9 protein-coding genes and 1 pseudogene are annotated in these 7,630 nt (G+C 60.8%); 3 read left to right on the top strand and 7 right to left on the bottom strand.

Annotated features, from left to right (window positions below; all coding sequences use genetic code 11):
* Positions 1-191, top strand: a 191-nt coding sequence (locus MTBSS4_RS22165; protein ID WP_217425562.1) for a hypothetical protein, incomplete at its 5' end; no start/stop codon positions are given.
* 162 nt (positions 192-353) lie between these two features.
* Here MTBSS4_RS22165 and MTBSS4_RS16075 read toward each other — a convergent pair.
* The 7 genes and pseudogenes from MTBSS4_RS16075 to MTBSS4_RS16050 all read right to left on the bottom strand — a co-directional run bounded on the left by MTBSS4_RS16075 (position 354) and on the right by MTBSS4_RS16050 (position 6,444).
* Positions 354-851, bottom strand: coding sequence for a PIN domain-containing protein (locus MTBSS4_RS16075; protein ID WP_173984421.1), 498 nt, complete (start codon positions 849-851; stop codon positions 354-356).
* A complete protein-coding gene (locus MTBSS4_RS16070) occupies positions 851-3,349 on the bottom strand; it encodes a DNA methyltransferase (protein ID WP_173984420.1) in 2,499 nt (832 codons plus the stop codon). Before MTBSS4_RS16070 ends, MTBSS4_RS16075 begins: the two co-directional genes overlap by 1 nt.
* The gene (locus MTBSS4_RS16065; protein ID WP_173984419.1) at positions 3,346-3,801 is read right to left on the bottom strand and encodes a MerR family transcriptional regulator; all 456 of its coding nucleotides are present in this window, start codon (positions 3,799-3,801) and stop codon (positions 3,346-3,348) included. Before MTBSS4_RS16065 ends, MTBSS4_RS16070 begins: the two co-directional genes overlap by 4 nt.
* Before the next feature lie 129 nt (positions 3,802-3,930).
* Entirely contained in the window at positions 3,931-4,311 is a 381-nt protein-coding gene (locus tag MTBSS4_RS16060) for a hypothetical protein (RefSeq protein WP_173984418.1), read from the bottom strand.
* Complete coding sequence (locus MTBSS4_RS22810; RefSeq protein WP_368667799.1) at positions 4,308-5,126, bottom strand: recombinase family protein; 819 nt, start codon at positions 5,124-5,126, stop codon at positions 4,308-4,310. Before MTBSS4_RS22810 ends, MTBSS4_RS16060 begins: the two co-directional genes overlap by 4 nt.
* Positions 5,127-5,141: 15 nt before the next feature.
* Positions 5,142-5,240: pseudogene (locus MTBSS4_RS22805) on the bottom strand (recombinase family protein); the annotation flags it as partial.
* A gap of 61 nt (positions 5,241-5,301) precedes the next feature.
* On the bottom strand, positions 5,302-6,444 hold the full coding sequence (locus tag MTBSS4_RS16050) for a site-specific integrase (protein ID WP_173984416.1): 1,143 nt from the start codon (positions 6,442-6,444) through the stop codon (positions 5,302-5,304).
* Positions 6,445-6,623: 179 nt separating this feature from the next.
* On the opposite strand from MTBSS4_RS16050, the gene MTBSS4_RS16045 reads away from it, so the two are divergent.
* Positions 6,624-7,250, top strand: coding sequence for a hypothetical protein (locus MTBSS4_RS16045; RefSeq protein ID WP_173984415.1), 627 nt, complete (start codon positions 6,624-6,626; stop codon positions 7,248-7,250).
* Positions 7,251-7,267: 17 nt separating this feature from the next.
* The gene (locus MTBSS4_RS16040; RefSeq protein ID WP_173984414.1) at positions 7,268-7,513 is read left to right on the top strand and encodes a hypothetical protein; all 246 of its coding nucleotides are present in this window, start codon (positions 7,268-7,270) and stop codon (positions 7,511-7,513) included.
* The last annotated feature ends 117 nt before the right edge of the window (positions 7,514-7,630 follow it).

Raw genomic sequence — 7,630 nt, 5'->3', positions numbered from 1 at the left:
TGGTGGAGAGGGTTGGTTGGCGGTTCCCTTTCCTACGCCAATCTCACCAGACAAACCGGCTCTACCGCGAAGACGCGGCCTTGGATATCCCAAGGTTCCGCGCGAGTTTGTTTGGTAGAGGCGCTGACACGAGCTTCGAGAAAACCGGCCAAATTCTCTCTCTGCTGCGCCTTTCTCTCCAGACCTATTGACACACCCCTCCGTATCAACAGGTGGGAAGCCTCCTGGAATTCAATGATATTCCCGAAATCGCTGCGCCATGTGGTTTGGCGATTTTCGTGGAGGGCCGACGGAGTCCGGCAATGGAGCTTGTTCACTGTATCAACAGCCTTCTCCAGCGAAGCACGCCCCTCTTAAACGACCGACAGCCGCAACTCCGGAATCGCAGGGCTGAAGCGATCGGCAAGGCGCTGATCACTCGTCACCAGCAAATAATCGCGCTCGACCGCTTGAGCGACAATCCACAGGTCGTTTTCATCGACCTGGAGCATCTGTCCGGAGGCCCGGTCTTGCCAGTTCTCCAGCCACCTGGGCGCCCTGCGCGAGATATCGAGATAGTGGTCAGCCAACCGCGCCTTGACGTCGCCATAGGTTTCCGCCGTATGGCGCCCGATTTCGGCCAGGGGGTAGGTCGCCGCCTGGGTCAGCGTTCGGCGAATATGGGAGATGTCCTGCCCGACGCGCTGAGCCGCCTCCATGCCATAGCGAAGTTCTGCTAGAACAACTGCCGATAGAAATACGAGGTCTGTTTGGGCAAATGCCTGTGCGCGAGCTTGTACGGCGGTGAAATTAGGCCGCCGCGGATCGAACAGCACGGACACGAAATTGGTGTCGAGGAGAATCTGCTCCATCAGGCAAGAAACCTTAAAAGCGCGTCATTCTCCTCATCGGGTGCAGGCTTAAAGACATCCAGCACCCATGCACCGCGGTTGGGGGCATGGTCCCGGGTCAACCATTCGTGAAGGGGAACATAACCCTTCAGATCCTTTGGTAGCCAGCCGTGGAAATCATGAAGCGTCGGTCGTTCGCGACCTTCGAAATAGGCGAATAGCTGCCGTTCAAGACGCGGCGGCAGGTCATAACCGTCGAGGACGAGCGCATCGATCCAGACGAGCAATCGATTCAGCCGTGCATCACCATCATCGAAGGGAAGCAGTGTGCGCTGCTTTTCTTCGAGTACCGATTGATATTCACGGACGGCCTCGCCGAGCGCCGCTGTGTCAAGCGAACGCGGGAGTGGCAGGCTTGCGAGCATGACGTTGGTGAAATCGTGGTCAGTCGAATGCTCGGTGACAAAGGCATTGGCGAGCGGAGCATTCAGGATCGCCGCGAGCACATAAATGTCATAGTCGGCTGTCGGCCAGATCCCGGTGAACTGCTGGGAGGCCCAAAGCCCGCTATTATCGGCGGCCGCAGCAAGTCGCCAAGGCCCACGGGACGAGCGCTGATTGTTAATCAGGACCTTAGGCTTATCCCATGAGCGCGTCAGTGGGCCTGGATATAGGTTGAGCGTTGGATCCGTACTGAGCCAAACCGGGTTCATCAGGCGAAATGGAACAAGGCTATCAGCCGGCTTGTAGATTCCGCGTTCGCGCATTGGCCCTGGTTCGGAGAACACCCCAGCGCGTTGGGTCCGCCACTGGAGCCCGCGGAAGATATCAGCATAATTGCCGAGTTGGGGCGCGTCCTCAAGATAGGACCAAAGAGCATCCAGTTCGCCGATCCACAAGTCTCCTTCCGGCGCCGCCCGCACTGCCTGGCGCGACGAAGTAATCGCGCCGTCCGAAAGGAAGCGCGCCCGCCCTGTGTCCGTCACCGTTTTCGCACTCAGCCGCAGTGACTTGGCAATATCCTCCTCTGGTCGCCGGTCAGTCGCGATTACGAGCGCGCACGGATAGGTCGCTTTTTCAAAGATACGGTCGGGAAGCGAGACGAGTTCGACCCGACCATAAGCGGCCGCGAGACGCCTGCGAAGCTTGCTGTATTTGGTCTGCTGGAGAACGCCACGCGGCAGCACGAACCCGAGCGCTTCGGGCGCGGCGTCAATGGCCGCATTGAGCGCAACCACTGCCTTGGATGGCGAAATGGCGAAGGCGTCCGAATATTCGCGCCGTTCATCGGCCGTAAAATCTTCGAATGGAGGATTGCAGAGGATGACGGTCGCATCCTTGAGGAACGTTTCGAGCGCCCCCTTTTCGAAGAGATCTGTAGAGCGAAGGTGCCAGCCATTGGCGTTGGGATAGTCAGCGAGGATCAACGACAGCGTCGCCACCTCGCAGGCGAACACATCTAATTCCGCCCCGGCCATATGATCGACCAGAAACTGATGGCGCCGTTCGGCCGACCAATCTGGCGGTAATAGATCACGCAGTTCGCGAAGCGCAGCAACCAGAAAAATTCCGGCGCCAGCGAAGGGCTCGGCAATCCGCACCGTTTCTGGATCGTAGCGGGAAAGATCGATTTGGCTGAGCACATACTCGGCTACGGGTCGTGGCGTACTGTGCGTGCCGAACATCTTGCGGGTGTCGGCGGTGACGAGAGTATTCTCGTAGACAAACGCCAAGCTATCCGACGAGATGTTGCGCAGCGTAATCGCCCTTCGTAGCCGCGCCCAAGCTGCCGCGATATTGTCGGCGGCGACTGCGGCGACATCGGTCCCGAGCAGCCGAAGACCATAATAACGCTGGATACCGTCCAGGACGGCGTTAACGTCCTCCTGCGCCCACTCAGAGGCCGCAGGATGTTCCCGGTCGATTAGGATTTTGGCCGCGAGCAAGCGGAAGGTCAGTCGGAATGCAGCTTTCTCACTGTCACGGTCGGCGTTAGGCGGCAGGAGCAGTTCTAGAACCTCTGCCATAGCCTCGTGGAGCTTGTGCTGGACCTCCTGCTCAATGGCAGGAAGCAGGCCTAAATCGATAAAGTCGAGTTGGATCGGACCACGAGGAAGCCCCACCGCCTTCGCCCGATGCAGCGCCTGCGGAGTCCAACTGTCGCGATAGCGCGCAAACAGGTCGGGCAGCCGGGAAGCCGGTACGCGCTCGATGAGTCGGGGTGCCACGCGCGCACCAACCGCCCATACACCGACATCATCCCCATCGATAGAGAAGAAAACTGGAGCTCCGAGCGCACGATTGGCCATAATCGCCGCGGGGCTGTCCGGTTCATTCTGAATGACGCCGAAGGCCGCAGACCGGAAGGACTCGGGAATGTGGGTAAAGGCGGCAAGCACCACTGTTCGCGTTTCAGCGCTGGGATCGAGAACGTCGGCGAAGCTATAGGCACGACGCAACGCCCCGGCCCCATATCCCAGGCCGCGCAGCCCATGCTCGATTGAGGCTAGTGCATTCATCGGATCCGCACCGCTCGAAACAGTGGAAGCTGCCCGCTTTGATCTTGTGGGGCGAATTTGGCTTCGATTACATCCAGGTGCGGGTCGAGGCGCAGGAGCAACGTATCCGGATCACCTCCGCCGACACGGACGAGGCCTTCAGACAATAGCTCGCCATGCTTCATCGCGCGAAGCGCAAGCACACACCCGCGCAATGTGGGGAATGGCACACCAGAGAAGAGGTCGTGCAGCGCATGAAGCAAATCTTTGTGCGCTTGCAGTTCAATCTTGAAGTGCTCCCGTAGAACCACGGCAATGCGCAACAGCAGGACGGTTTGCCAGCCATAGAGCGCCGGGCGGCCAGGGCCACCCGCTTCAATGTCTGGCGGAATGAGGCCGCGGCGATGCGACCATTCCCGCAGTTGGTTGGCTGTCAACCCAGTCAAATTCTGAACCTGGCCCGCAGGGATCATGATGGTCCGGCTCCTAAACGGGCATGACAACCGCTCACCGCTCCAAAGCGGTCACGGGACCCACTTCCTATACTTTAAACGGGTATGACAACCATTTCAAGTGTGTCTCATATGGCTCCGCCATTGGCGTCACGACCCGTCGCCCAGAAACATCCGCCGCTGCTCAGCCCACTCCACCGGAAACGGCCCCAGCAGCGCCCGCACGGTGAGCTTCTCGGGCTGACGGCCCGCGAGAATAGCCTCGACAATGTCCGGGGCCAGCAGGGTCAACCGCAAAACCCGGCTGGCGAAGGCGCGGTCCACCCGCTCGGCCTTGGCCAGTTCGTTGATGGAAGCGTGGCGCCCGGTCTCCAGCAGGCGCCGCCAGCGGAACGCACGGGCCAGTGAGCAGACAATAGGGCTGTCCACCGGCACCCGTGTTTCCGGGTTGTACAGGCTGCCGTCGGGCAGGACGATCCGCTTGCGTCCGCCGATGCGGCGGAAGGTCATCGGCACGAACACGGTGGTCATGCCGCCGCCCTCCGCCCCTTGGCCGGTTTCAGTTCACCGGCAAGCTGGGCCAGCCCCTCGGTGCGGAGCGCGATGGCGATGCCGTCGGTGGAGATATCGACGCGCTGGACCAGAAGCTGGACGATGCGGGCCTGTTCAGCGGGGAACAGTTCGTCCCAGAGGGGATCAAGCTGGCCCAGAGTGGCGGCGACCTCGCGTTCCGTCATGGTTTCGCCCTCGGCGCGGACGCTTTTCCAGGTGCGGACCACCACCTCCGGGGTGCGCAGCAGCGAGCGCAACTGGTCGATCACCGCATTTTCGACCTGGGCGGCGGGGACGCGGCCAACCGGGCAGGCGGCGGGGCCTTCCTTGATCACGTTGGTGGTGACGTAATAGCGGTACAGCCGCCCTTTCTTGCGGGTGTGGCTGGGAGTCATGGAGCGGCCGCCGGGGGCGAAAATCAGCCCCTTCAGCAAAGCTGGCGTCTGCGCCCTGGTGCGGCAGGCCCGCGTGCGGGGCGACACCTCCATGACGGATCGGACCTTGTCCCACAGGGCTTGGTCGATGATCGGCTGATGTTCTCCGTCATAGGCCACGCCCTTGTGGACCGCCTTGCCGATATAGAGCGGATTGGCCAGCATCTTGTAGAGGCCGCCCTTGTCCAGCTTCTTGCCCCGGCGGGTGATGCCTTCCTCGGCCAGTTCCTTGACCAGCAGGGTGGCGGAGCCGAGGCGGATGAACCGCTCGAAGATCATTCGCACGGTGGCGGCCTCTTCCTCCACCACCAGCAGCTTGCGGTCGGCGCAGCGGTAGCCGAAAGGCAGCGGCCCGCCCATCCAGATTCCCTTGCGCCGCGAGGCGGCCACCTTGTCGCGCACCCGCTCACCGATCACCTCACGCTCGAACTGGGCGAAGGACAGCAGGATGTTGAGCGTCAGCCGCCCCATCGATGTGGTAGTAGTGAATAACTAAAGAAAATAGCTCAAACACATCAAATACTTAAGGATGCTATTATCCATCCGTGTTGCCGCTGTGTTGCTTCAATACGGACTGTACGATTTTGTTCATTCCGTAATGCCTGTCACCCTTTGTCAGATAGTGTCCATATCTGTCAATCGTCATCTGGGCCGAGGCGTGCCCGGCGAAGGCTTGAGTCTCCTTGATCGAGTAGCCCTGGCGCAGCCAGCACGAGATGGCGTAGTGGCGCAGGTCGTGCCAGCGGGTCTCGATCCCCAGCAGCTTGCGGATGGGATAGAAGTAGCTCTTGAGGATTTCGCTGTGGAAAAACGGCGTGCCGTTGCGGGTTGCGAACACGAAATTGTGCTCCGAGCGCAGGCTGTGTTTCTGCGACCGTAATTTCCAAACGCGCAGTGCCGACACCACCTCGTCGGCCATGGGCACCTCGCGGACACCGGCGTTGGTTTTGGGCGGGCCGAACACGTTGCGGAAGTCCAGGCGCTGGACCACCTTGATCAGCTTGGCGTCGAGATCAACGTTGTCCCAGGTCAGCCCGCGCAACTCGCTGGCCCGCAGGCCGCAGAAGGCTGAAACCATCAGCATGGGCTTCAGCGGCATGTCGGCGTGCACGATCATGCGGACCACGTCCTCATCGCTCGGCACATGCACGCGGCTCTTGATGCGGCTGGCGGCGATGGTTTCCACGTCGGCCACCGGATCGTGGGTGCACCATTTTTTCTTCCGGGCCGCCTTCATGATGTAGCCGATCACCGACATGATGGAGCGGACCATGAGGACCGTTCGCCCGTTTTGCAGCAAGCGGTCGCGGAACGCCTCCAGGGCGGTGGTGTCCAGATTCGCCAACTTGATCCCACCGATGCCGATGGCTTCGTCGAGGATGTGGAGGCGGACTTTGCCCTCGTAATTCTTATAGGACGAAGCTTCCATCCGCTGGCCTGCATCGCGGCGGACCAGACATTGCTCCAGCCAGTGCTCCGTCGCCTTGCGCATGGTGACGGTGTCCCGGTCATGGACGAAGGTGCCGGAGACCACCTGGGCACGGGCGGCCACCAGAAACGCATCGGCGTCCCGCTTGCGCTCGAACATTTTTGCGCGGCGCTTTCCTGCCGCATCCCTGAAATCCACCATCCAGCGTACCTCGCCGCTGGGCAGGTTGCGCTTTCGTATTGTCGCCATGGTCTTCCTCCTTTTCGCATACGTCGTCCATACGCCCTCGATCCGGCCATGATTTCCAGCGGTTCCCAACGCTTCCCGATCATTCCCGACCTTCATTTGAGTTTACAGCAGATGGCGCTTGCCGGGAAGTCATGAGTCGTGATAGCAAATGGGATATCAAAAAGGAGGATGCCCCCAGTATGGCTCGCGCCGCCGAACTCGTCGATCTGATCGCGGCCCTCACCGCCATCGACCATGCCACGGTCACCCGCCACGCACGTTTCGTCCGCGAGGCGGGGTACCTGTCGCAATCCGGTCGTGGCCTGAGCGCCGCGCACATGACCGCCGGGGATGCGGCCCACCTGCTGGTGGCCATCCTGAACAACGGCATCGCCCAGGAAGCGGTAACCATCCTCAAGCACATCGGCAATATGGACGTTTTCAAAGCCGACGTGGACAAGGTGCAGGAGAATGCTTCACCCGACATGCTGGCTCGCCTTCGCGGCATTCTGCCAGTGCTGCTGGATCGGGAACACACCTTCGTCGAGATGCTGACCGGCGTCCTCGAACTGGCGACCCTGGACCCCGCCATGTTCGAGGAAAGGACGCGGAATTCCAGCATCTACTTCGACTGCGACGACTACCAGGCATTGGTCTATTTCGACATCAACCTAGCCGACGTTCCAATGATCGGCGAGCGCCAGACTAGCTTCCAGTACTCCTATTCCCACCCGACCCTGCAACCCAAGTCGCAACATTTCAAGAAATCGACGCAACTTGACTTCACCGGCATCGCCCGCATCGGCGAACTGATCGCCCGGAAGTAGAGCGAAGGAGATCAAACATGACAGAAGCTGCGCGGGTTCAGCCCGCCACGGGAGAGCTTTGCCTGCCGCTGGCCGACGACCTGCTGCGTGGCGCCGACGCTATCGCCGAGTTCGTCTTCGGCTCGGCCAAGCACCGCCGCAAAATCTACTACTACACGAGCGACGCCAAGATCCGCATGCCCCATTTCCGCATCGGCAACGTGGTCTGCGCCCGCAAGAGCACCTTGCTGGCCTGGATCAAGCAGCAGGAGGGCATTCGGTGAAATACACTCCGCCTCCAGCCCCTCTCGCTCCCAACGACCATGTCGAAATCGGCAACCGCATGAAGGAGGTTCGCGGTGTGCTGATGTATCTGGTGCAGCGCCTCCGTCCCGACACCA

It is taken from the genome of Magnetospirillum sp. SS-4, assembly GCF_902729425.1.
Taxonomy (GTDB): Bacteria; Pseudomonadota; Alphaproteobacteria; order Rhodospirillales; family Magnetospirillaceae; genus Phaeospirillum.
Note: the sequence above shows the minus strand (reverse complement) of the source record. Positions and strands in the feature narration are given on the sequence as shown.